Origin of the sequence: Flexivirga sp., assembly GCF_035551235.1 — a bacterium.
Classification (GTDB): Bacteria; Actinomycetota; Actinomycetes; order Actinomycetales; family Dermatophilaceae; genus Flexivirga.
Window position 1 is genome coordinate 47,118 of sequence record NZ_DASZNO010000050.1, and the last position, 23,780, is coordinate 70,897.

General features: G+C 67.7%; 20 protein-coding genes and 1 riboswitch. Of the genes, 14 read left to right on the forward strand and 6 right to left on the reverse strand.

Features of this window, described 5'->3' with window-relative positions:
- Positions 1-23 precede the first annotated feature (23 nt).
- Positions 24-149: riboswitch (cobalamin riboswitch) on the forward strand.
- A 78-nt stretch (positions 150-227) separates the two neighbouring features.
- Genes VG502_RS19595 through VG502_RS19610 form a run of 4 tightly spaced genes read left to right on the forward strand, consistent with a single transcriptional unit; the run spans position 228 to position 4,763 of the window.
- Positions 228-1,205, forward strand: a complete 978-nt coding sequence (locus VG502_RS19595) for a hypothetical protein (protein WP_325551851.1) — start codon at positions 228-230, stop codon at positions 1,203-1,205.
- Positions 1,202-2,293, forward strand: a complete 1,092-nt coding sequence (locus tag VG502_RS19600; RefSeq protein ID WP_325551853.1) for an energy-coupling factor transporter transmembrane component T — start codon at positions 1,202-1,204, stop codon at positions 2,291-2,293. Before VG502_RS19595 ends, VG502_RS19600 begins: the two co-directional genes overlap by 4 nt.
- Positions 2,290-3,879 (forward strand): ABC transporter ATP-binding protein, encoded by a 1,590-nt coding sequence (locus VG502_RS19605; protein WP_325551854.1) that lies wholly within the window; start codon positions 2,290-2,292, stop codon positions 3,877-3,879. Before VG502_RS19600 ends, VG502_RS19605 begins: the two co-directional genes overlap by 4 nt.
- Positions 3,876-4,763 (forward strand): ECF transporter S component, encoded by an 888-nt coding sequence (locus VG502_RS19610; RefSeq protein ID WP_325551855.1) that lies wholly within the window; start codon positions 3,876-3,878, stop codon positions 4,761-4,763. Before VG502_RS19605 ends, VG502_RS19610 begins: the two co-directional genes overlap by 4 nt.
- Before the next feature lie 109 nt (positions 4,764-4,872).
- Here VG502_RS19610 and VG502_RS19615 read toward each other — a convergent pair whose 3' ends face one another.
- The gene (locus VG502_RS19615) at positions 4,873-5,709 is read right to left on the reverse strand and encodes an aldo/keto reductase (protein WP_325551856.1); all 837 of its coding nucleotides are present in this window, start codon (positions 5,707-5,709) and stop codon (positions 4,873-4,875) included.
- 168 nt (positions 5,710-5,877) lie between these two features.
- Between VG502_RS19615 and VG502_RS19620 the strand changes: the two genes are divergently transcribed.
- The 6 genes from VG502_RS19620 (at position 5,878) to VG502_RS19645 (ending at position 13,171) form a co-directional block, all read left to right on the forward strand.
- Positions 5,878-6,081, forward strand: coding sequence for an RNA polymerase subunit sigma-70 (locus VG502_RS19620; protein WP_325551857.1), 204 nt, complete (start codon positions 5,878-5,880; stop codon positions 6,079-6,081).
- Between the two features lie 79 nt (positions 6,082-6,160).
- Positions 6,161-6,955, forward strand: coding sequence for a Clp protease N-terminal domain-containing protein (locus VG502_RS19625; RefSeq protein ID WP_473964775.1), 795 nt, complete (start codon positions 6,161-6,163; stop codon positions 6,953-6,955).
- Between the two features lie 176 nt (positions 6,956-7,131).
- Complete coding sequence (locus VG502_RS19630; RefSeq protein ID WP_325551859.1) at positions 7,132-7,866, forward strand: beta-phosphoglucomutase family hydrolase; 735 nt, start codon at positions 7,132-7,134, stop codon at positions 7,864-7,866.
- 3 nt (positions 7,867-7,869) lie between these two features.
- Positions 7,870-10,245, forward strand: a complete 2,376-nt coding sequence (locus VG502_RS19635) for a glycoside hydrolase family 65 protein (RefSeq protein ID WP_325551860.1) — start codon at positions 7,870-7,872, stop codon at positions 10,243-10,245.
- A gap of 184 nt (positions 10,246-10,429) precedes the next feature.
- The gene (locus VG502_RS19640) at positions 10,430-11,842 is read left to right on the forward strand and encodes a class II fumarate hydratase (protein WP_325551862.1); all 1,413 of its coding nucleotides are present in this window, start codon (positions 10,430-10,432) and stop codon (positions 11,840-11,842) included.
- 270 nt (positions 11,843-12,112) lie between these two features.
- Entirely contained in the window at positions 12,113-13,171 is a 1,059-nt protein-coding gene (locus VG502_RS19645; RefSeq protein ID WP_414655762.1) for a magnesium and cobalt transport protein CorA, read from the forward strand.
- A 43-nt stretch (positions 13,172-13,214) separates the two neighbouring features.
- Here the strand turns inward: VG502_RS19645 and VG502_RS19650 are convergent, their stop codons facing one another.
- Together VG502_RS19650 and VG502_RS19655 are read right to left on the reverse strand one after the other, a co-directional pair.
- Complete coding sequence (locus VG502_RS19650; protein ID WP_325551909.1) at positions 13,215-14,348, reverse strand: calcium:cation antiporter; 1,134 nt, start codon at positions 14,346-14,348, stop codon at positions 13,215-13,217.
- Between the two features lie 176 nt (positions 14,349-14,524).
- Positions 14,525-16,201 (reverse strand): HAD family acid phosphatase, encoded by a 1,677-nt coding sequence (locus tag VG502_RS19655; protein WP_325551863.1) that lies wholly within the window; start codon positions 16,199-16,201, stop codon positions 14,525-14,527.
- A gap of 243 nt (positions 16,202-16,444) precedes the next feature.
- On the opposite strand from VG502_RS19655, the gene VG502_RS19660 reads away from it, so the two are divergent.
- From VG502_RS19660 to VG502_RS19670, 3 genes are read left to right on the forward strand one after another with little or no spacing between them, the layout of a single operon-like run.
- Positions 16,445-17,056, forward strand: coding sequence for a hypothetical protein (locus tag VG502_RS19660; protein WP_325551864.1), 612 nt, complete (start codon positions 16,445-16,447; stop codon positions 17,054-17,056).
- Between the two features lie 26 nt (positions 17,057-17,082).
- The gene (locus VG502_RS19665; protein WP_325551865.1) at positions 17,083-19,176 is read left to right on the forward strand and encodes a sensor histidine kinase; all 2,094 of its coding nucleotides are present in this window, start codon (positions 17,083-17,085) and stop codon (positions 19,174-19,176) included.
- Complete coding sequence (locus tag VG502_RS19670; protein ID WP_325551866.1) at positions 19,173-19,811, forward strand: response regulator transcription factor; 639 nt, start codon at positions 19,173-19,175, stop codon at positions 19,809-19,811. The genes VG502_RS19665 and VG502_RS19670 overlap by 4 nt, the downstream gene beginning before the upstream one ends.
- Before the next feature lie 3 nt (positions 19,812-19,814).
- On the opposite strand, the gene VG502_RS19675 is transcribed toward VG502_RS19670, so the two are convergent.
- The 3 genes from VG502_RS19675 to VG502_RS19685 form a co-directional block, all read right to left on the reverse strand.
- Positions 19,815-20,729 carry a D-alanyl-D-alanine carboxypeptidase family protein gene (locus tag VG502_RS19675; RefSeq protein ID WP_325551867.1) on the reverse strand — a complete coding sequence of 305 codons (915 nt, stop codon included), beginning with the start codon at positions 20,727-20,729 and terminating at the stop codon, positions 19,815-19,817.
- A gap of 214 nt (positions 20,730-20,943) precedes the next feature.
- Complete coding sequence (locus tag VG502_RS19680) at positions 20,944-22,221, reverse strand: S53 family peptidase (RefSeq protein ID WP_325551869.1); 1,278 nt, start codon at positions 22,219-22,221, stop codon at positions 20,944-20,946.
- A gap of 112 nt (positions 22,222-22,333) precedes the next feature.
- Entirely contained in the window at positions 22,334-22,657 is a 324-nt protein-coding gene (locus VG502_RS19685; RefSeq protein ID WP_325551871.1) for a rhodanese-like domain-containing protein, read from the reverse strand.
- Between the two features lie 146 nt (positions 22,658-22,803).
- On the opposite strand from VG502_RS19685, the gene VG502_RS19690 reads away from it, so the two are divergent.
- Entirely contained in the window at positions 22,804-23,751 is a 948-nt protein-coding gene (locus VG502_RS19690) for a hypothetical protein (RefSeq protein ID WP_325551872.1), read from the forward strand.
- Positions 23,752-23,780 lie beyond the last annotated feature (29 nt).

The window sequence follows — 23,780 nt, forward strand, 5'->3', positions numbered from 1 at the left end:
GCACAAGCGCTGCTAACCTTTTGAGTTGACGCCCGTTGTGGAGCGTCGAGGTGCGAGCAGGGGAAGCCGGTGCGATTCCGGCGCTGTCCCGCAGCCGTGAGTGACGGTCGGTCACGAGTCGGAATACCTGCTCCACCGATCACCGGATTGACTGTCGAGGACTGCAGTCGCGGGCGAGAACGTGTCGCACGCGAGGAGTCGCGACACGAAAGGACCCCACGCCCGTCATGCCCAGCCGCCCGGTTCGCTCGGCCGCAGCCCTCGCGCTCGCCACCTCCGCGACCTCTTTCGCGTATGTCGGGTCGGCCGCCCCGGCGCAGGCGGCCGGCTACGACGGCTACTGCAGGACGAGCTCCGGTGTGACGGTGGTGGTCGACTTCCGTGAACTCGGCGGTGGCATCGCGGTGCGGTGTGCGCCGGTCGGTGGCGGCGCGAGCGGGGTGCAGGCGTTGCAGGCGGCCGGGATCCCGGTGGAGGGCACCCGGCAGTACGGCCTGGCCTTCATCTGCCGGCTCTACGGCAAGCCGTCCGCGACGACCGAGCTGCCCGGTGGCTACCACGAGACGTGTGGACGGACCCCTCCTCCGAACGCGCACTGGTGGTACACCCAGGCTCCGAACGGCGGGTCGTGGTCGGCGAGTGGTGACGGTGCCTCCAGCAGCCATGTCATCGCCGGTGGTTTCGAGGGCTGGGCGTTCAGCCAGGGCGGCACCAACTACTCCCCGCGCTTCACCCCGACCCGGCCCGCCGCGCCGAAGCCACCGGCGACACACACGACGACCCGGCCGCCCGCGCCGCCGCGCCATACGACAACCACCGCGCCGAAAGCCTCGAAAACCGTTGCCCCGAAGGGCAATTCGACCTCGAGCAGAGTGTCGCAGCCGACGTCGACCGTGTCGTCGAGCGCCGCGCACTCTGCCACGAAGAAGCCTGCGGACAAGACGAGCAGCTCCGCCGCCCGGTCGAGCTCGTCGAAGGCGAAGCACAGCAAGGGATCGTCCAGTTCGCCCGCCGTCGCGGGCGCCTCGTCCGGCGGCCCGACGAATGTCGCCGGGGCGCCGATGACCAACAGTGACGACCTGATCAAGCACTCCGAGAAGTCCTCCGGCATCAACGCTACGACCGTCGTCGGCGGCATCGTCCTGGCCGCGCTCGTCGTTGGTGGCGGGGCTGTCGCGATCATCCGCAGGCGCACACTCGGGTGACGCGTCTGCCCGCTCCGGTCCATCCGATCGCCTGGTGGCTGTGGGCGATTGGTCTGGCGGTGGCGGCATCCTTCACGACCAACCCGTTGTTGCTGTTGCTGCTGATCGGTGTCGCGTGCTTCGTCGTCGTGCTCCGCCGCGGCAACGCCCCGTGGTCGCGCTCTCTGCGGCTCTACCTGCTGCTCGGGGCGTTCATCGTGCTGGTCCGGGTCGCGTTCCGGTGCTTCCTCGGGTCGTCCGGCGGCGGGGCGGTCGTGCTCGACCTGCCGCGAATCCCGTTGCCGGACTGGGCAGCCGGCGTCAGCCTGCTCGGACCGGTGCACCTGTCCGACCTGCTCGACGGCCTGTATGACGGCCTGCGGCTCGCCGCGATGATCATCTGCATCGGCGCCGCCAACTCGCTGGCCAACCCGAAGCGGTTGCTCAAGGTCGTGCCGATCGGGCTCTACGACATCGGCACCGTCGTGGTCGTCGCGGTGTCCGTGTTCCCGCAGATGGCCGACAGCATCCGGCGGGTGCGGCGGGCGCAGCAGCTGCGGCCGGACCACGGTCCCAAGTGGCACGTCGTGCGCCGGATCGTGGTCCCGGTGCTGGCGGATGCGCTTGACCGGTCGCTTCTCCTTGCGGCTGCGATGGATTCGCGTGGTTACGGCAGGCGTGGGGCGACGCCGGTGCGCACCCGCCGGCTGCTCGGCGTGCTGACCGTCGTCGGCCTGATCGCGGTCTGCATCGGCATCTTCGGGGTGCTGGACGACCGTGCACCGGCCGTATTCCGCTGGCCCGCCTTCGTGTTCGGCGTCGCGCTTGCGGCGCTCGGGCTGGCGTTCTCGTCGCGCGAGCGCACCGTCACCCGCTACCGGGTCGAGCGTTTCGACCTCACCGCAGCGGCGGTTGCCGCGGGCGGTCTCGCGTCGGGCGTCCTGATGATCCTGGCCACGCAGTACGCTCCGGCACATCTGAATCCCTCGACGACACCGGTGGACTGGCCGGTCGTTGACCTCCTGCCACTGGTCGCCGCGGTGATCGGCTTGCTCGCTGCAGCGGTGTCGCCGCCCAGCGCCATACCGGGTGAGGAGGTGTCGGCGTGATCGAGTTGCGCGATGTCTCCGTGCGGTATGCCGATTCGGCCGCGCTCGCGTTGTCGCACGTCGACCTGCACGTGGAGGAGGGCGAGCTCGCACTGGTCGTCGGCCGCACCGGTGTCGGCAAGTCGACGCTGCTCGGCACGATCAACGGGCTGGTCCCGCACTTCACCGGCGGCCGGCTCTCCGGCACGGTCACGGTCGCCGGCATGGACACCCGGGATCACCCGCCGCGTGAGATGGCGGACGTGGTCGGCAGGGTCGGCCAGGACCCGGTGGCGGGATTTGTCGCCGACACGGTCGAGGACGAACTCGCCTACGGAATGGAGCAATTGGGTGTTTCGCCGGCGACGATGCGCAAGCGGGTGGAGGAGACGCTGGACCTGCTCGGGATCGCCGGGCTGCGCAGTCGGTCATTGGCCACGCTGTCCGGAGGGCAGCAGCAACGCGTCGCGATCGGTGCCGCTCTGGTGACGGCGCCCAGGGTGCTGGTGCTCGACGAGCCGACGTCCGCGCTCGACCCGGGGTCTGCCGAGGAGGTGCTCGCCGCCATCACTCGCCTGGTGCACGACCTCGGGACGACGGTCGTGATGGCCGAGCACCGACTGGAAAGGGCTGTGCAGTATGCCGATTCGGTGATCACCCTTGCCGGGGACGGTGTCGTTCGCAGCGGGGACCCGGCGACGATGATGATCGATGCACCTGTCGCTCCGCCCGTGGTGGAGCTGGGGCGGCTGTGCTCGTGGACGCCACTGCCGCTATCCGTGCGCGACGCCCGCCGGGCGGCGCGTCCGTTGCGCGGGACGCTCGCCGAGCCGGCGCCCAGGGGCCGGCCGGCCGGTGAGATCGTGCTGCGCGCGGACGGGCTGACCGTGCGTTACGGGCAACACGTCGCCGTGCGGGAGGTCGACCTGCAACTCGCGGCCGGCACGGTCACCGCGCTGATGGGCCGTAACGGCTCCGGGAAGTCGTCGCTGCTGTGGGCGCTGCAGGGCAGCGGGCCGCGCAGCGCGGGATCGGTCGTCGTGGACGGCGTCGAGACCGCGGGTGGGCGCGGCAAGCGCGCGGGCACCGAGTCGCCGCGCGTCGGGCTGGTGCCGCAGACGGCCGCCGATCTGCTCTATCTGGAGAGTGTCGGCGAGGAGTGCGCCGCGGCCGGGCCGGGGGCTCGCGCGCTGCTGGAGCAACTGGCACCCGGTATCGACGACGAGCAGCATCCGCGGGATCTGTCGGAAGGACAACGGCTTTCACTCGTGGTGGCGATCCAGCTCGCTGCTCGGCCGCGCGTGCTGTTGCTGGACGAGCCGACCCGTGGCCTGGACTACAGCGCGAAGGCGCTGCTGATCCGGCAGCTTGCGGAGCTGGCCTCCGACGGGCACGCGGTGCTCGTGGCCACCCATGATGTGGAGTTCGTCGCGGGCCTCGCCGACCGGGTGATCGTCCTCGCCGACGGTGATGTCATCGCGGACGGCCCGACGGCTGAGGTCGTCGCCTCCTCACCGATTTTCGCGCCACAGGTCGCCAAAGTCCTCGCACCACAGCAGTTCCTGACCGTGCAGGACGTCGCGGACGCTTTGCCGGGTGCGTCATGAACCCGGTGGCGGATCCCGCGACGGCGGATGAGCGGCCGGACCTGGTCACCACGTTGAGCGGACATGCGGTGCCGTTGCGTCCGCGCAGCGCCCTGGTCTTGGTGCTGATGACGATCGCCGGACTGGCGATGTTCTGCTGGCCATTGCTGACGCATCACACCGCATCCGGGACCGCGCATGTCACAGACGCACCGATCATCTTCGCCGTGACGCTGCCGCTGCTGGTCTTCGTCATACTGGCCGAATTCGCCGACGGGGGAATGGATTCCAAGGCTCTGGCGATACTCGGTGTGCTGTCCGCGGTGGATGCGGCGCTGCGTCCGACCGGCGGCGGCACCGGCGGGATCGAGACGGTGTTCTTCTTGTTGATCCTCGCCGGGCGGGTGTTCGGACCGGGGTTCGGTTTCGTCCTCGGCTGTACATCGCTGTTCGCGTCGGCGCTGATCACCGCAGGTGTCGGCCCCTGGCTGCCCTTCCAGATGCTCTGCTCGGCGTGGATCGGGATGGGTGCCGGCCTGCTGCCGCGTGGCGTCCGCGGGACACGTGAGGTGGTGATGCTCATCGTCTATGGCGTCATCGCGGCATACGCGTTCGGCGCCCTGATGAACCTCTACACCTGGCCCTTCCTGGCCGGCGTCGACCTCGGACACCACGCGAATCTCGCCTACGTGCCGACGGATTCGTTGCTGGACAACCTGCATCGCTTCGGTGTCTACACGCTGGTCACCTCGACCGGTGGCTGGGACACCGGCCGGGCCATCACGAATGCGGTGGCCATCGCCGCGCTGGGGCGTCCGGTGCTCGTCGTGCTGCGCCGGGCGGCGCGTCGCGCGTCATACGCCCCTCTTGCCGAGAGGACACCCGATGACCGAGAGGACACCTGAATCGGCCCGAAAAAGGCGAAATCGGGTGTCCTCTGGATGTGTTTGGTGTCCTCTCGGCAAGTGTCTTTGACCCATGCGTGCGCAGTGGGCCGGAGGACGCGGGGTGAGGTTACATCTCTTCGTGGGTGTTGGGGTCGCCGCCGAAGAGGCGGCCATCATGCTTGCCGAGGCCGGTGATCGCGCTCATCTCGGCGTCGGACAACTCGAAGCCGAAGATGTCCAGGTTGGCCTGCTGACGCTCCGGCGTGCCGGATTTGGGCAGTGGCAATGACCCGAGCTGGTGGTGCCAGCGCAGGATGACCTGCGCCGGTGTCACATCGTGCGCACGGGCTGCGTCGGCGACCGGTGGCTCGTCGAAGGGCGCCTGTCGCTTGCCCATCGGACTCCACGCCTCGGTGCGAATCCCGAGGTCGGCGTTGGTCTTTCGCATCTCGGCCTGCGGGAAGTAGGGGTGCAGCTCGATCTGGTTGACGGCTGGCGTCACGCCGGTGGCCTCGATGATCCGCTCCAGGTGGGCGCCGGTGAAATTGGAGACGCCGATCGTGGTGACCAGCCCGTCCTGCTGTGCCGTCACCAGGGCTTTCCACGCCTCGACGTACTTGTCGACGCTCGGGTTCGGCCAGTGGATGAGCTGTACGTCGATGTGGTCGATCCCGAGGGTCTCGAGAGACGTCCGGATCGAGGCGAGAGCGTCGTCATACGCGTGATGCCGGCCGGGGATCTTGGTCTGGATCCGCACCTCATCGCGGGGCACACCGGACCGGCGCAGTGCCTCACCGACCTCGGCTTCGTTCTCGTAATTGACTGCGGTGTCGAGCAATCGGTAGCCGGCGGCGAGTGCCGCCCCGATCGCCATCACGCCCTCGTCGCCCTTGAGCGGATAGGTCCCGAAACCGATCGCCGGGAGCGCCGTGCCGTCCTGGAGTGTGTATGTCGGAGTGCTCACCGACTCCACGCTACGCGTCCCGTCCCGGCCACCCCCATCGCGAGTGACGGCTTCCTCGGCGACTGACGGTCGGATCGGGCCGTCAGTCGCCGAAGAAGCCGTCATTCGGCATGGCGGGGCGTGTCAGGGTTGGTTGACAACATGGGAAGTGTCAGGTTTTATTGACACATGAACGACGAACTGAAGCTCACCGAGGCTGCTGCGAGCACGAACCCCGCGCAGGGGCTGGCAGCAGTGCGTGCACTCCGAGTCCTCGCCGACCGGTTGGAGGACGTGCAGGTGCGCAATGCCCGGGAGCGCGGATGGAGCTGGCAGGCCATCGCCGATGTCCTGCAGGTCAGCCGGCAAGCCGTTCACCAGAAGCACTCCTGAGCCGACGTCGTATGACGCCCTCGGCGGTGCACCCCAGTGAAACGCACTGGGAAACAACGAACTTCAAGGAGATTGAGCAATGTTTCGTTCAGTGGATTCAGAAATACGGATAGCGATGATGCAGGCGGTCGAGGAGCGGCGGGAGCTCGGGCACGATCTGCTCGGGCCCGACCACCTGCTGCTCGGCCTGTTGGCCAATGTGCGCGGTGCGGCATACGCAGTGCTGGCCGAGCAGGGCGTCACCTATGACTGGGTGCGCCGGGTCGTGGCGGAGAAGCACGAAGACCTTCGCACGGAGGATGACGAGTCGGATGCGTCGACGGAATCGTCGGAAAGCCTCGATGAGGACCGGGAGGCCCTGAAGGCGATCGGCATCGACCTGGACAAGGTCCGCGACGCCGTGCGCGACGCGTTCGGTGAGGACATCACGCAGCGCTGGGGACAACGCCGCGGCCGTGGTCGCGGCGGGCGCGACCAGCGTGGTCGCGACGAGGAGCGGGGTGAGCGCGAGGAGCACCGAGCCGGTCCGCGGCGCGGTGGCCCGCACGGCAGAGGTCCCTGGGGCGGTGAATTCGAAGGATTCGGCGAGGGGTTCGCCGGCTTCGGTCCCGGTGGTCGCGGCCGACGTGGCCCGCGCAGCCGCCGGTTCGAACGGGTGACGGCGAGCATGCGCCGTGTGCTGCAGGGATTGCGCAGTGAGCTGCGTGCCGCGCACATGGCCGAGGGTCGCGACCGAGGAGTGGCCGCCGGCGTCGTCCTCGCGGCGATCTTCGCCAGCAACGACGCGGCCGTCGACGCGGTCATCGAGGCCGCGGACAACCCGGACGCGCTGCGAGCAGCGGTCGACGCGCTGGCCGGTCACGCCACGGCCTGACGCTCACTGCATCGGTCCGACTTCGTGCCTCCCGCGCGGAGCCGGGCCGTTCCGCATGTTCGGACACGGCGTCCGAACGTCCATGACGACGCCTCGTTCGGGTCTAGCCTGCCAAGAGCCCCACGACCTCGTGCGGGCACGACGAGCGAATTGCCGACACGACGAAGGAACGTTCGATGCTGGGACTGCCCGACTCGATCACGACCTGTCTCTTCGATCTGGACGGGGTCCTCACGGACACTGCCAGCGTGCACCGCACGGCGTGGCAGCAGATGTTCGATGCCTACTTGGAAGCCAAGGACGGCAAGGACTTTCAGCCCTTCACCGAGGACGATTACAACAAGTATGTCGACGGCAAACCGCGGCAGGACGGCGTGCGCGACTTCCTCGCATCGCGCGACATACGGCTGCCCGACGGTGCACCGACCGACGGAGGCGACGCGGAAACCGTGTGGGGACTGGGCAATCGGAAGAACGAGAAGCTGCAGGACGAGATCGAGCGCAACGGCGTCAAGGTCTATGAGGGCAGTCGGCGTTATCTGGAACTCGCGCAGGAGCAGGGCTTGCACCGCATCGTCGTGTCCTCCAGCGCGAACACCGAGATGGTCCTGAAGGTCACCGGCCTCGAGCAGTATGTCGAGGGACGCGTCGACGGGGTCACGCTGGCCGAGCAGCACATCAAGGGCAAACCCGCACCGGACTCCTTTCTCGCGGGCGCGAAACTCGCCGGCGCCACTGCCGACCAAGCGGCGGTCTTCGAGGACGCGACGTCGGGGGTGGCCGCCGGGCGCGCAGGCAACTTCGGCTTCGTCATCGGGGTGGATCGCGTCGGGCACGCGGATGCGTTGAAGCGAAGCGGCGCCGACATCGTCGTGCAGGACCTCTCCGAACTCATCGAGAAGAAGGGCTGAGTCGTGGCAGACAACGCCAAGAGCGAATTCACCGTCGAGCCGTGGCGCGTCCGCGAACTCGGTGTGCACCCAGGCAATCTCGCGCAATCCGAGTCGGTATTCGCACTGTCCAACGGCCACATCGGCGTGCGCGGCAACTACGACGAGTCGACGCCGAACGGCCTGCTCGGGACCTATCTCAACTCGTTCTACGAGGAGCGTCCGCTGCCGTATGCCGAGGCAGGCTACGGCTACCCCGAAGAGGGACAGACGATCGTCAATGTCACGGACGGCAAGATCATCCGGCTGCTCGTCGACGACCAACCACTCGATCTGCGGTATGGCGTGGTACGGCACCAGGAGCGTTCACTCGACATGCGTGAGGGTCTGCTGCACCGGGACCTGATCTGGGAGACCACGGCGGGCACCCAGGTGCACATCCGCTCCACCCGCCTGGTGTCGTTCACCCAGCGGGCGATCCTTGGCATCCGCTACTCGGTCGAAGCGGTCAACAGGCCGGTCCGCATCGTCATGCAGTCGGAGATGGTCGCCAACGAGAAGCTCGCGGTGGAGTCGAAGGACCCGCGGGTGGCTGCGGCGCTGAAGGACCCTCTGAAGCCGGAGGAGGCATCCAACTCCGGCGACCGCTCGCAGTTGATCCACCGCACCCGGCGCAGCAAGCTGCGGGTGGCGGTGGCAAGCGACCACGAGATCCACAGCGACGGGAACGACTTCCACAGCAACACCTACGTGCAGCCGGACTGGACCCGCACCACGGTCGGCACCGAGCTGCAGCCCGGCGAGAGCCTTGGTTTGACGAAATTCGTTGCGTACGGCTGGAGTTCGCAACGCACCCTGCCCGCCCTGCGGGACCAGGTCGACGCCGCACTGTCCGCGGTGCGGCACACCGGGTGGGACAACCTGGTTGCCGAGCAGCACACGTATCTCGATGAGTTCTGGGACGGCGCCGACGTCGAGGTGGACGGTGATCCGGTCATCCAGCAGGCAGTTCGTTTCGGGCTGTGGCACGTGCTGCAAGCCGGCGCACGGGCGGAGGGGCGCGCCATACCGGCGAAGGGCCTGACCGGTCCCGGGTATGACGGGCACTGCTTCTGGGACAGCGAGATGTACGTCCTTCCGGTGCTGACCGCGACCGCGCCACAAGCTGCACGCGACGCGTTGATGTGGCGGTTGTCCATCGCCGATCTCGCCGAAGAACGCGCGAATACGTTGAAACTCAAGGGTGTTGCCTTTCCGTGGCGCACCATCCGCGGCCAGGAGTGCTCGGCGTACTGGCCGGCCGGCACCGCAGCGCTGCATGTCAATGCGGCGATCGCGGTGGCCGCGGCACGCTATGTCTACTGGACCAACGACGAGGAGTTCGACCGTGAGGTCGCGCTGCCCCTGTTGGTCCGCACCGCGCGCTTGTGGGCCGGCAGCGGCTATCACGGCAAGGATGGCCGATTCCACATCGACGGTGTGACGGGTCCGGACGAATACAGCGCGGTCGTGGACGACAACGTCTACACCAACCTGATGGCCGCTCGGAACCTGCGCTATGCCGCCGAGGCGGTCGAGCGGTGGCCCAAGCTTGCCAAGGAGCTGAAGGTCACCGAGGCCGAGCGCGCCGGGTGGTGGGCGGCGGTCGAGACGATCGCGGTGCCGTATGACGACGAGCTCGACGTCCACATGCAGGACGCCGACTTCACCAACCACCGGGTGTGGGACTTCCAGGAGACGTACGACAGCAACAGCTACCCGCTGCTGCTGCACTACCCGTATGTCGACATCTATCCGCGCCAGGTGATCAAGCAGGCTGACCTGATCCTCGCAATGCATTGGTGCGGCGACGAATTCACCACCGAGCAGAAGGCGCGTGCCTTCGCCTACTACGAACCGCTGACCACTCGGGACTCATCGTTGTCGGCCTGCACGCAGGCCGTCATCGCGGCCGAGGTCGGGCACGTCGACCTCGCGCACGACTACGCGACCGAAGCAGCGTTGATGGACCTGCACGACCTGGAACACAACACCAAGGACGGCGTGCACGTCGCGTCCCTGGCCGGTGCCTGGCTGTCCCTGGTGTGTGGCTTCGGCGGGATGCGGGACCACCACGGACAGTTGAGCTTCGCGCCCGCCCTCCCCGAGGGCATCGAACGGCTGGCGTTCACCATCCGCTGGCAGGGCTGCAAGATCCGGGTCGAGGTCACGCACGAGCGCACGATCTACCAGCTCGAGGACGGCCCCGACGCGCACACGACGATCAAGCACTACGGGCGCACGTTCATCCTGCGGTCCGGGAAGCCGGCATCACGGGCCACGAAGGTGCCCAAGCCGATCACACCGCGCCCCCAGCAACCCGTCGGCCGTGCCCCGATGCAGGCAGGGTCGGGCGGCTGAGACCTCGAGGAGCCACCGCTCGTTCCCCTTCGAGACACACGCTCGTCCCTCACGTGCTCCTCAGGGCACCGCTCGTGGGGCTCCTCGGCCGCCACTGCTGATGTGTCGAGTGGCAGACTGGTGGACGAGCCGAAGTCGGCTGATCCACGCCTTCGGCCGACGTCATTGACGGGAGTCGAAAACGATGGCACCACACGGTGATTCAGAGGACGCTACGCGAACCGAGCACGACTCGATGGGCGACATCGAGGTTCCGGTCAACGCCAAGTGGCGCGCGCAGACCCAGCGCGCGGTGGAGAACTTCCCGGTCTCGGGCCGCCCGATCGAGCGTGAGCTGATCGGCGCACTCGCGTCGATCAAGGGGGCATCAGCGCTCATCCGCGCGCAGCGCGGCATGCTGGATCAGCGCAAGGCGCAGGCGATCCACGACGCCGCTGCCGAGGTGGCGCGCGGCGACTGGGATGCGGAGTTCCCGATCGATGTCTTCCAGACCGGTTCGGGCACCTCCTCGAACATGAACGCCAATGAGGTCATCGCGACGCTGGCCCAGGAGTCGCTGGGTGAGCCGGTGCATCCCAACGACGACGTGAACGACCCGTTCTCCTCCAATGACCAGTTCCCTGCCGCCATACACATCGCCGCGACGCGTGCCGTCGTGCGCAAGCTGATCCCCGCGTCCGAGCATCTGGCGGAGGCGCTGGAGCGGAAGGCGACCGAGTTCGCCGAGGTCGTGAAGTCCGGCCGCACCCACCTGATGGACGCCACCCCGGTCACCCTCGGTCAGGAGTTCGGCGGGTATGCCGCGCAGGTCCGCCTCGGGGTGGCGCGCCTGCACGATGCGCTCCCGCGGGTGGGTTCCCTGCCGCTCGGTGGGACCGCAGTCGGCACCGGCATCAACGCGCCGAAAAGCCTTGCCGGTGAAGTGATTTCGCGGCTTGCCGATGACATGGAGTTGCCGCTCACCGAGGCGGCCGATCATTTCGAGGCGCAGGGTGCGCGAGACGCGCTGGTTGAGCTGTCCGGCGTCCTGCGAACGATCGCGACGAGCATGACCAAGATCGCGAACGACATCCGCTGGATGGGCTCGGGTCCGCGCACGGGCCTGACGGAGATCTTCCTGCCCGACCTGCAGCCGGGCAGTTCGATCATGCCGGGCAAGGTCAATCCTGTTCTGGCAGAAGCGGTTTGCCAGGTCGCGGCCCAGGTGGTCGGCAACGATGCCGCGGTCGCATGGGGCGGCGCAGCAGGCAACTTCGAGCTCAACGTGATGCTGCCGGTCATCGCCGACAACCTGCTGCAGTCGATCGAGATCCTCGCGAACGTGAGCGTGCTCTTCGCGGACCGCTGCGTCGACGGCATCACCGCAAACGTCGACCGCTGTCGCGAATTCGCCGAGTCCTCACCGTCGATCGTCACTCCGCTCAACCACTACGTCGGGTATGACGAAGCCTCCGCCATCGCCAAGCAGTCGCTCAAGGAGGGCAAGACGATCCGCGAGGTAGTGGTCGAACGCGGCCACGTCGACAGCGGCGCGATCAGTGAAGCCGACCTGGACCGGGTGCTCGACGTGCTGGCGATGACCCGCCCCGCCGACTGACCGACTGACGCACTGACGGCCCACCGACTGACCGACCGACGCACTGACGGCTCAACCCCTCTTGCCGAGAGGACACCTCGCTACCGAGAGGACACCAAATTCGGGCCGAATCGGCTCAATTTTCGTGTCCTCTCGATGCGTTTGGTGTCCTCTCGGCGATGGGGGCGGCACTAGGCTCGGATCGTGCCCAACTGGAGGAACCGCGCCTTCCGCTCGACGGCAGCGTTGCCCGCTCGCCCGTCGGCGCAGGAGGTCGCGCCCGAGCGGATCCTGCAGCCCCGGCGCGGCGACCAGGAGGTGCCGGTCGAGGAGTCGGTAGTCGAGAAGGCGGTCTACTGCAACGGCCACCGGGTCGAGGCGCCGAAGTCGCTGCGCGAGGCGATGCACCGGCTGCACGGCCCCGACAAGCCGATGGCCTGGATCGGGCTCTTCCACCCGACCGAGGCGCAGATCAACGACATGGCGGAGGTCTTCAACCTCCACCCGCTGGCGGTCGAGGACGCGATCGTCGCGCATCAGCGCCCCAAGCTCGAGCGGTATGACGAAACGCTCTTCGCCGTGCTGCGCCCGGCGATCTACCTGGACGCGTCCGAGACGGTGCAGATCGGCGAGCTGCACATCTTCATCGGGCCGGACTTCGTGCTGACCGTTCGGCATACCGACCGGCCGAAGCTGGCCAAGGTGCGCGAGCGTCTCGAGGCCGATCCGGAGTTGCTGGCCCGCGGCCCCGAGGCGGTGCTCTACGCGATGATCGACTTCGTCGTCGACGGCTACGCGCCTGTCGTCGCCGGCCTGGAGAACGACATCGACGAGATCGAGAACCAGGTCTTCGAGTCCGACCCCGCGGTGTCCCGACGCGTCTACGAGTTGTCGCGTGAGGTCGCCGAGTTGCAGCGGGCGACCAAGCCGTTGCTGCAGATCCTCGCCGGGCTCGAGGCCGGTTTCGACAAGTACGGCACCGACGAGGAACTGCAGCGCAATCTGCGCGACGTCACCGACCACGCCACCAGCGTCGTGGAGCGGGTCGACGGTTTCCGGAGCAACCTGGCCGACATACTCAGCCTCAATGCGACCCTGGTCGCGCAGACCCAGAACGAAGAGATGCGCCGGCTCGCCGAAGCGGGCATGGAGCAGAGCGACGAGGTCAAGAAGATCTCCGCCTGGGCGGCCATCCTCTTCGCGCCGTCGCTGATCAGCGGCATCTACGGCATGAACTTCGACCACATGCCCGAGCTGCACTGGGCCCTCGGTTATCCCTTCGGTATCGTGCTGATGCTGGTCGTGTGTCTCGTGCTCTTCGTCATCTTCCGCAAGCGAAAGTGGCTGTGAATCCTCGCCTTTCGAGTAGTACAACCAAGCGGGTCGAGTAGCTTTACGGGTTCGCGGCGAGGAAGATGAACGCCGCCGTCAGCACCAGATGTATGCCGCCCTGCAGGCGTGTGGCACGCCCCGGCACGACGGTCAGGATCCCGACGGCCGCAGTGATGCCGAGCAGCACGATCTGCGTGTGCCCGAGGCCGAGATGCAGATCGGTGGGCAACCAGATCGACGCGATCGCGATGACAGGGATGGTCAGGCCGATCGAGGCCATGGCCGAGCCGTAGCCGAGGTTGAGGCTGATCTGCACGCGGTCCCGCCGGGCTGCGTTGACGGCGGCCAGGGTCTCGGGGGCCAGGACGAGGACCGCGATGATCACACCGACGAACGAGTGCGGCAGGCCCAGCGACCGGACGCCGTCCTCGATCGGCTTCGACTCGACCTTCGCCAGGCCGACGACCGCGATCAACGAGACGAACAGCAGCGCCAGGCTCTGCAGGGCGGCGCGGTTGCTCGGTGGCGCTGCGTGCTCACCCTCGGAGTCCTGGGTCGCCAGGTCGTCCTGGGTCGTTGCGTCATACCCGTTGCCGCGCGCGAGCGGGTGGTAGTCCTGGCGGCGTACCGGCAGGAAGAAGTCGCGGTGCCGCACGGTCTGGGTGACCACGAAGAGACCGTAGAGGGCGAGCGACGCGATGGCCGCGAAGGTCAACTGCGAGCCGGAGAATTCCGGGCCGGAGACGCTCGAGGTGAAGTTCGGCAGCACCAGGCACATCGTCGCGAGCGTCAGCACACAGGCCAGCGCGGCGCCGGTTCCCTCGGCGTTGAACGTAACCGTGTTGTGTCGCATTGCGCCGACCAGCAACGAGATTCCGACGATGCCGTTGCAGGTCAGCATCGCCGCGGAGAAGACCGTGTCGCGGGCCAGCGTGCTGGCGTCCGAGCCCCCGCTGACCACCAGCGTCACGATCAGTGCGACCTCGATGACGGTCACCGCGACCGCCAGCACCAGCGACCCGAACGGTTCACCCACCCGGTGCGCGACGACCTCGGCGTGATGCACGGCCGCGAGCACCGAGGCGCCGAGCAGCACGGCGACGATGACGATCCACGCGGCACCGACGTGCTTGCCGAAGGTGAAGGGGAGTGGCAGCAAAGCCAGGACAGGAGCCCAGACGGTCCAGCGGGCCATGACGGTGCGCAGTCGAGTCGGGTTCACCCGGACCATTATCCAGGGAAAACACGGCGCCCCTTTCGCCGAGAGGACACCAAACGATCGAGAGGACACGTAATTCCGCCCGGAATGGGCCGAATTACGTGTCCTCTCAGTGTGTTTCGTGTCCTCTCGGCAAGAGGGGGTTTGCGGTTCTACGGCAGGTAGTACGTCGGGTTCGGCAGCTTGACCGGCACCAGCGCGTGCCCGCCGATCAGGTCGCTGAACTGATCACCGAAGTTCGCGATGACCGTGTAGCCGCCACCGGATGCGTCCTCGACGTGCGCGCGCGTCTGCGACTTGTACTCGATCGTCGTGCACTTCGCGGTCGCGCAGGTGATGTATGACGGCTGCTGGCTCTCGCCCTTGCCGGTCCACTTCGTGTAGTAGTTCGGCTCGGTGAAACCGGTGTAGCCGACCTTGGCGAGGTTGCCCATCGTCGCGGCCTTCTGGTCGTCATTGCGGCCGGTCAGTCCGATCAGCGTGCAGCCGGCTTTGTCGGCGGCATTGACCAGTCCGACCATGCCGGGAGTGGCCGGGAACTTCTGCCCCTGCACCCACACGTCCTGCAACGGCGGGTTGTAGTTGAACTTCATCGCGCCGTCTTCCATGTCATAGGTCATCAGCGTCGTGTCGTCGGCGTCGAGCACGATGGCCGGCTTCGCGCCGGCGGCGCTGCCGAGCGCGCAGGCAGCGGAGAGCGCCGGGGTGATGCGCGACGTCATCCGCGTCATCTCATCGATGTATGGCGAGGTGAACTTGTTCGCGATGCCGTCGGTGGCGTTGTAGTAGGTGCGGATCGTCGACTTGACCGAGTCGATGTTCGGAATGCCTTCTCCGCCTTCGGTTTTCCCGCTCGAGCCATCGGCCTGCATCGTGAAGTGCGTGCGCGGCGACAGCTTCGGCTCGCTCATCCCGGGCAGGTCGGGGGAGGGCAGGTAGTAGGTGGGGTTCGGCAGCTTCAGGGTGTGATCGGCGTACCCGCCCTGCAGGTCGGAGAACTGGTCGCCGACGTTGAGCGCGATGTCGTAACCCATCGACTCGATGTGCTTGCGGGTGCCGGCCTTGTATTCCACGGTCGTGCACTTCGCGGTCGCGCAGGTGATGTATGACGGCTGCTGGCTCTCACCCTTGCCGGTCCACTTCGTGTAGAAGCGGTCGGAGGTGAAGCCGCTGTAGCCGACCTTCTGCAGGTTGCCGACGGTCGCGGCCTTCTGGTCGTCATTGCGGCCGGTCAGACCGAAGATCGTGAATCCGGCGTCCTGGGCGGCCTGGACGAAAGTGACCATCGCGGGAGTGGCCGGGAACTTCTCGCCCTGCACCCACACGTCCTGCAGCGCAGGATCGAAGTTGAAGTGCATGGCGCCGTCTTCCATGTCATAGGTCATCAGCGTCGTGTCGTCGGCATCGAAGACGATCGCCGGCTGCTTGCCCTGCCGGGCGCTCTGGTTGTAGAGCGCCTTGAGGCGCTTGGTCTCCTTGGCCAGGATCGCGTGCATCTGGTTGATGTATGGCGAGGAGGTCCTGCTCGCGATGCCCGTGGAATCCGCGTTGTAGTAGGTCTGGATCGTCGACTTCACCGAGTCGATGTTCGGGATGCCGGCGCCGCCCACCGTCCGGCCGCTGGACCCGTCGGCCGCCATGGTGAAGTGCGCGCGAGGCGTCAGTAGGTGATCCGCCCATGACGACAGCGACTGCACCGATCGCTGGTGGGACAACTGTGCTGTCGGGGACTGGTGCCCGGACTCGGCACTGGCCGTGGGTGAGAGCGCGAACGCGGGTGCGGCTGCTGCGACCGTGATCGCAGCGAGCAGTGCGGCACGACGATGCATGTTTCATCTCCGAAGACGTGACGGTGAACGGGCCCGTCGACACTACTGCGGCGCAGGTCGCCGCGTGAGTGCTTCAACAGACAAGAACCGCGGCAGGTCGGCGAGGGAGAACTTCCCGGTCGAACCGGGAAGCCGCCGCTTCCGGTCGGGAGCGTGCCGCCGCGAGGCTGAGCGCGTCATACCCGATGGCTCGCCGACTTCCGGCCGGCGAGCAGTACCACCCTCACGAACGGAAGTCCACTGATGAAAACCCTTCTCCGCCGCGCCGTCATCGGCGCGACCGTCGCCGGAGCCGTCGGGCTCCCCGCAACACCCGCTTTCGCCCAGACGGTCGGGGACGACTGTGGCGTCACGGTCTCCACGTCGTGCAGCTCGACGACGCACTTCTCGGACATGGAGCAATGGCTCGGCCAGGGGACACCCGGGGACTCTTCGTCCTGCCCGGCCTACTTCGACAACGACTGGGCCTTCGAGTCCGGCACCGGCAACGGCGTCTTCCACATCAACATCAACAAGGACGGCGACACGTGGGTCTCCAACACCTGGACCGGCGCCGCGACCATCACCCTCTACCCGCCGAGCTCGGTGCAGATCGTCGCCGACTCCGACGACAACGTGATCTCGTCGCAGATCATCGGGCCGCCCGACCAGGTGCTGACCGGCCACAACACCCAGTGGTTCGGCGCGTCCTTCAACAACAAGGACAGCGTCACGGACTTCACCTTCAGCTTCCGCGGCACCGACCAGAGCGGCAACCCGATCACCGTCCACAACGAACAGCACCAGCAGTGGCTGCCCGGGTCGGATCCCGACGGCCCTCCCTCCGCGTCACACGTCCGGTTCACCTGCGGCTGAACGTCCTGCGGTAGGACAATTCGATCGTGTCCATCGCCATGCGGCATGACCGTCGCCGGTCGGTGGCGGTCATCGCCCTGCTCGGGCTCGCCGTCGTCGCGGCATCCGAGGCGGCCTGGGTCGATGCGGCGACTCCGGCCGACCGGTTCGACGAGGCGATCTTCGCCGTCACCATCTCGGTGACGGCGGCCCTCGGCGCGGTCGTCGCGCTCGCCCGGCCGGCCAACCGGATCGGCTGGCTGATGCTGGTCGTCGCCGTGAGTGCCGGGCTCGGCGAAGCGCTCACCGAGACCGGCGTGCACGGACTGCTCGTCCACCCCGGGTCGGTCCCGGCCGCCGGCTGGCTGGTGATGTTCGGCGTGATGTTCCGGTCGCTGGCCGGCACGGTGGGCATCGCGGTCATTCCCGCCTACTTCCCGGACGGCCGGGTGGCCGGGCCGCGGTGGCGTTGGCTGCCGCGCGTCATCGTGCTCGCAGCAGTGCTGTCGATCGTCGCAAACCTGTTGGCACCGATCGAGACCCGACTCGGCGAGCACTGGCGGGGACCGCTGACACCGATCCGCGATCCGTCGAACTCGCCGTTGGAGGGCCTCAACCTCCTGGCGACCGTCGTCGGGGGCGCGGCGGCGCTCGCCGCGCTCGCGTCCCTGATCACCCGATGGCGGCGGGGCGGCCCGATCGTGCGCCAGCAGTTACTGCTCTTCGTGATCGCCTCGGCGGTCGAGGTGGCGATCCTGCTGTTCGCATTGGTAGCTGTTGTGGCGACCCCGCACGCCCCAGGGCGGTGGGTGTTCGATCTCGGTCAGCTGCTGATCCCGGTAGCGGTCGCGGTGGCGACCCTCACCTACGGGCTGTACGACCTGCGGCGGGCGACCAACCGGGTGCTGTTGTGGCTGCTGCTCAGCGTGCTCACCGCCGGGCTGTATGTCGTGGTGGTCGTCCTCGCGACAGTATTCTTCAGCTCGGCCGACGCGGCCGGCTGGCCGGCGGTGGCCGCCGCAACCATCGCGGCGATCGGACTGCTCGCATTGCGCGACCGGGTGCAGCGCGTCGTGACCCGGGTGGTCTACGGGCGGTGGCGGGAGCCGTATGCCGTGCTGTCCTCCGTCGGTCAGCAACTGTCTGCGGCGTCGGACCTGGAGCGGTTGCTCGCCGACGCCGCCGCACAACTGTCCCGCGAGCTGGATCTGGACGACGTGTCGGTCAGCGACGCGCGCGGACACCGCCTGGTCGGCGGTGACACCGAGTTCGACACCGAGTCCGGCACCGAGTTCGACACCGAGTCCGACCCCGAGTCCAACCCGGTGCCGCTCCTCGCCCTCGGTCGGCCGGTCGGCACGCTCTTCTACCGCTGCGATCGGACACTCAGCGAGGCCGAGCGGGGACTGATCCGGGACCTCGCCGGGCATCTGGGCACCGCGTTGCACTCGCGCCAACTGCTCACCGACCTGCAGCGGACCCGGGAACGACTGGTGCTGGGCCGCGAGGAGGAGCGCCGTCGGCTGCGGCGGGACCTGCACGACGGTCTCGGTCCGGCGCTGGCCGCGCTGACGCTCAAGGCCGAGACGGCACGCGCCGCCCTCCCGTGCGATCCCGCCGCAGCAACCCCGCAATTGGACGAGCTGATCGACGACATCCGCGCGACGGTCACCGACGTGCGACGTGTCGTCGAGGGGCTGCGGCCACCGGCCCTCGACCAGCTCGGACTGGTCGCCGCGTGCACCCAGATGGCCACCCGGCTCACCGGGGGGACCGGTGTCGCCATACGGATGAAGGCGGCGGCGCTGCCGAACCTGCCGGCCGCCATGGAGGTCGCGGCGTTCCGCATCGTGCAGGAGGCGACCACCAACACGGCGCGCCACGCTCGGGCGACCTCCCTGACGATCTGCCTGGCGGCCGACCCGGTCGAGATGACGGTCCGGGTGACCGACGACGGGATCGGCGTCGACCGATCACGCTCCGTCGTCCCGGCCGGCGACGGGCCGGGAGGCAACGGTATGGCGACGATGCGGGAGCGAGCGGAGGAGCTGGGAGGCACGCTCGAAGTGCTGAGCTCCGATGACGGCACAGTCGTCACCGCGTGTCTTCCGTTGGTACTGAAGGGAATTGCCCGGACATGACGAACACCAACGTGCTGATCGTGGATGACCATCCGCTCTTCCGGTCCGGACTCGCCGGACTGATCGAGACGATCCCCGGGCTCACGGTGAGTGGGTCGGTCGGCACTGCGGAGGAGGCGGTCGCCGCGGTGACGGCCGAGCCACCGGACGTCGTGCTGATGGACCTCAGCCTGCCGGGACTGTCGGGGGTCGAGGGGACCAGGGCGATCCTGGCGTCCCATCCGCGGATCGCGGTGCTGGTGATCACCATGGTGGATGACGACGACAGCGTCTTCGCGGCGGTGAGCGCCGGCGCCCGCGGCTATGTGCTGAAGGGCGCTCCTGCCGCGGAGATCGCGGCGGCGATCCACACGGTGGCGGCGGGCGGCGCCGTCTTCGGTGCGGAGCTGGCCGGCCGCCTACTCACCCGACGTCCGCCGGACGGACCGGCGGTCGCGACACCGGGTGGCGGGCTGACTCCCCGCGAGGTCGAGATCCTCACCCTGATCGGCACGGGTGCGAGCAACCATCAGATCGCCCGCAGCCTGGGCCTGTCGGTCAAAACCGTGCAGAACCGCGTGTCCCGGATCCTCGACAAGTTGCACGCCGCCGATCGCACGAGCGCTGCGCTGAAGGCCCGCGGCCTGCAGCCCTGAACCTCACCCCACGAAGTTGAAGTGGTAGTCCTCGCCCTCCTGCAGCGTGGCGGCGTAGGGATTGTCGAAACCGAATCCGGACTGGTGGGTCAGCAACCACCGGTTGGCGACGGCGCCCCACGAGTAGATCCACGGCTCGTCGCGTTCCTCGAAGTCGATCGCGAGGCCGTACCCGTGGTTGGACGTGCCGGGGTGCGCGGCGCGCGGGCTGCCGAACTTCCGGTGCCAGTACTGCTGTTCGTCATACGAGCGATAGGTGAGGTCGATCGTGGCGTAATGGCCGAAGCGTCGCTTGAACGCCGCCTGCAGGCGATGCAGCGCGGCGAGCGCGGAGCCGTTGAGGTAACGCGGTGTGTCCGGGGTGTAACCGGGCTCGAAGTGCGCTGAAGCGTTGTAGCACAACGGGATTGGCGACAGTAGGCGCAACGGGATGCAGCCGTTGAGGGCAGCGGGGTTGGTCGCGTAGATGGCGATCGTGCCGGCGTTGACGTAGCCGCGTTCGGTGCGGACCCACGGCCCGTCGTCGACGAGGGCGCCGGTCACCTGCTCGTGGCATGCGTAACGCCCGACGATCCGGTGCCCGAAGCCTGGGCCCGAGCGGATGTTGGCGAACTGGTTGTCGGTGGTGACCCGTCCCACGATGCGCGGGCACGGAGTCGACGGGGTTGCGGTCGGCCGGTCGCCGGTCAGGTAGTCGGTGCTCACGCACCCGCCGACGAGGGGGCCCTCGGTGATCTGCAGCCACCCGGCGTACGACATGCCGGTCACCCGGGCGCCCGGCATCAGCAACCCGACTGCGGGGTATGCCGAGCTGGGCCCCATCCGGACGTTGAGGCTGTCGATGCCGGGGGCGACGAAGCGCGTGCTGCTGACAGCGTCGGTGCCCAGCTGCGCCGAGCCGGAGTGTGTGGTGGTCATGGTCGCCCCTCCCTTTGCGATCACTGCTCCCATTTGAGCAGACTCCGGGGGTGCCAGTGTGAGCTTGTGGCCGGTCGGTGTGCGCCTTTTTCTCCGGTGCGGTCGGATGGCCCGGGCCGGAGCGCCGTTGAGCGGCATACCCAACAGGTATGCCGCTCAACGGAATTGCGGAAATCGGAGCTTCTGAATCGGAACTGCTGAATCGGTCAGCCGCTCACTTCGACAGCGAGGCGATGATCGACCCGACATCCGGTGTGCCCCAGCCGGTGGGGGAGTCCCAGCCGGTCGTTGCGGAGTAGCCGCCGGAGAAGGTCGGCGTCGAGTTGCTGCCCTCCGTGACGTCATACAGCAGGCCGCTCCCGGCCCAGCTCTGCGCGTAGTTGTTGACGCTGCCGAGCTTCGACCCGGTGGCGTGATCGATGTCCGCGGCGATGCCCGCCCACTGCGGTGAGCCGGCGGAGGTGCCACCGAAGAAGTAGAAGCCGTTGGCGTCACCGCCCATCATGCCCAGGTAGGTGAGGACGCCGGTGTAGACGCTGCCGTTGTAGGCGACATCCGAACCCTGCTTGTCGGTCAGCAGGCTGGGCGCTCCGCCGGTGGCGCCGAACGGTCCGTCGGCACAGTTCGTCGGACAGTTCGCGAAGTCGCCCCAGACGGTTTCCTGTGGCTCGGGCAGACCACTGCCGGCGAACAGGTTGGTGCCGCCGACCGCGGTGACCAGCGGATCCGCCGCGGGCAGACTGAAGTTCTCGTAGCCGGCGCCGTTGTCCGACCCCGCGTCGGCCGAGGACGCGAAGACCGACATGCCCTGCGCCGCAGCCTTGACGAAGGTCTTGTGCGCTTGCGACTGCTGGGCACTGTTGCCGTGGATGAGGTTCTCCGGCTCGCCGTAACTCATCGACAGCACGTTGCCGAGCTTGTTGTCGACGGCATACCGCACCGCGTTGTCGAGCGAGGTGCCGTGGTCGTTGGCCGCGACGACCAGCGCGATCTTGGCGCCCGGTGCGACCGCGTGCGCCCATTGGATGTCGAGCGAGGTCTCCTGTGCCCAGCCCAACTGGGTGCCGCGGCCGTTCCATGTCGGCTTGCCGCCCGGGTAGTGGATGGACAGGTCCGCCTGCGGCAGTCCGAAGGCGGTGGAGAAGGTCGCCAGGTCCGATGCTGCGGTCGGGCTGCCGAAGGCGTCGACGATGACGATGGTCTGGCCGGTGCCGGCCGGCGCACCGTTGATGGTGCCCGGGATGTTGTATGCCGCCCGGATGCTTTGCGGTGTCTGGCAGGCGAATTCACCGCCGGTGGCTGCCAGGCAGTCGGACGGTCCGGTCGGCAGCGCGGCAGGAGTATTGCCGAAGTGTGACTTGACCACGATCGGTTTGACCCGGTAGGTGAATGAACCGTCCGGACTGGCGGCGTAGGCGGGCAGTGCGGAGACCGTGAGGCCGGCGGCCGCAGCTGTTGCGAGGGCGAGTTTGGCGTACGACATGCGCTTCATGGGCGTTCCTTCGAGCAGAAAACCTTCCCAGGATTGGTCGGGTGACCAGGGGTTTTCGCAACATACTGCTGATCCGCCGGCCCGGGGAGCGCTATTGCACGGATTGGTGAGGTCAGACGACCTTCGGGTCAGCGCCGCCCGCGCTCTCCATCGGCTTGCCCTCGGCGTGCCACGCCTTCATCCCGCCGGCCACGTTCACGGCCTCGTAGCCCATGTCGTTGAGCCACTTGGTCGCGCGCGAGGATCGTCCGCCGCCGCGGCATACGACCGGGATCGGCCCGTCCGTGGCGGGCAGTTCGCCCAGGCGACTCTGCAACTCCTCGAAGGGGATGTGGACCGCCGTCGGCGCGTGGCCGGCATCCCACTCGTCCTGGCGGCGTACGTCGAGAATGACTGTGTCGTCGGCGAGTTCGGCCGGCACGGTGCTTTTGCTCATGCGCCGATCCTGCCAAAGTCCGGCATCGTCGGTCCGAGGGGGCGTCGTCGGAAAAGTCCGTCGGTGGTGTATCAGCGGCGGCTGCATCCGTCTCTTCGATCGTGTGGCCACCAGGCCACACCGAACTCACAGGACAAGGGACCGAGATGGACACCACCACGTTTCGCAGCAACACGTTCCACCAGCACACAGCGCCCGCACCGATCGACGCAGCTAAGGATCACGACCCGGTCGAGCCCGATGGCGATCACCTTGCCTCGACGGCCTCGACGGCCTCGACGGCCTCGACGGCCTCGACGACCTCGACCGCTCACCCGAGCGACCGGCTCCTCGCGGGACAGCAACTCCTGCGCGGTGGTCGCATCGACTCGCCCAACGGCCGCGTCCGTCTGGTGCTGCAGAACGATGGAAACCTCGTGCTCTACCGGAACGACGATGAGGTCGCTCTCTGGTCGTCACACACCTGGGGGACCACCGTCGTCCGCGCCATCATGCAGACGGACGGGAACCTCGTGTGTTACGACATCTTCAACCGGGCCCTGTGGGCATCCGGCACGAACGGCAGGGGCGGCGTCTCGGCGGTGCTGCAGGACGACGGCAACTTCGTCATCTACACCGCGGCAGGAAGTCCGGTCTGGGCATCGAACACGTGGCACAACTGGTCTCTGACCTCGGCGAACACCGACGACCAGCATCTCGACACCGGTCAGTGGATGAACAGCACGGCCAGTGCGGCACGCACCGGGCTCATCTCCGGCCACACCCGGATCTGGACCACGAACGAGTTCACCGGCTTCCACGGCAGTGCCTTCCCGGTGCTGTTCGACGATCAGAACAAGGCGATCTGGCCGACCGACATCGACGCCGCGAAGCATCAGTACGGCGTCGATGGCACGTGGATCCCGGGTCTGCCGAGTGACCGCACCTGCTATTGGACCAACCAGGTTCCTGCCGCGGTGCTGGCCAGTTCGCATGGTCTCGGCATCCTGCAGTACAAGGACCCGAAGAACATGCTGATGCGGGATCTGGATCTCATCGGGCACGCCTGGAAGGACGTCGGTCCCTTGCTGCAGGCCTTCGTCGGGATGCTGTAACCGCCCGCGGGCGCGGCGTCTCCGGCCGG